General features: G+C 51.1%; 1 protein-coding gene. It reads right to left on the reverse strand.

What is annotated here, in order from left to right:
* A partial coding sequence (folP, locus tag GY683_RS07435; protein ID WP_297288130.1) for a dihydropteroate synthase occupies positions 1-701 on the reverse strand: 701 nt, incomplete at its 3' end.
* Between the last annotated feature and the right edge of the window lie 41 nt (positions 702-742).

A 742-nucleotide genomic window follows, 5' to 3' on the forward strand; every position in this document is an offset into this window, starting at 1 on the left:
CTTGACACCCCAAACAGCATGGGATAATTTAGCATTTCACTCACAGCGGACAGCTCATTCATCAGGCATTTATGCTCGGCATAATGCTTGGCAAAGCCCATGCCCACATCAATGACTATATTTTCTGATTTCACGCCTGCCCCGACCGCCCGATCGATACTTGCTGACAATTCACGCACCACGTCCGCCACAACATCATCATACACCGCCAAATCCCCCATCGTGGACGGCTCGCCACGGCTGTGCATCAGCACCACAGGACACGCCAAATCGCTTGCCATTTGACACGCCCCGTCCCGAGACAGTGCCCGCACATCATTGATCATATCCGCCCCTGCCATGATTGCCTGCTGCATCACCGTAGGGCTACTGGTATCTACCGACAGCCACAGCTTATCGCCCAGCTCTTGACGCACGGCACGCACCACAGGCACAACCCTTGCCAGCTCATCATCAAGCAAAACAGGCACAGCATTAGGGCGTGTGGACTCGCCACCAATATCTATGATGTCCGCCCCATCAAGCACCAACTGCTTAGCATGAGCCACCGCTCTATCCACACTGTTAAAGCGTCCACCGTCCGAAAACGAATCAGGGGTTACGTTTAATATCCCCATCACCTTGGGCGTGGATAAATCCAACACTTTATCTTTAAAAGTTAGGCGGTAATCAGGTAAAGGTTTAAAAAGTGGTGCGGTCATGGCTTTTGCTCTTAAATTTTGACTTTGTAACTGATGAAAAA

Origin of the sequence: Moraxella sp. (assembly GCF_024227015.1) — a bacterium.
In the GTDB taxonomy this organism is placed as follows: domain Bacteria; phylum Pseudomonadota; class Gammaproteobacteria; order Pseudomonadales; family Moraxellaceae; genus Moraxella.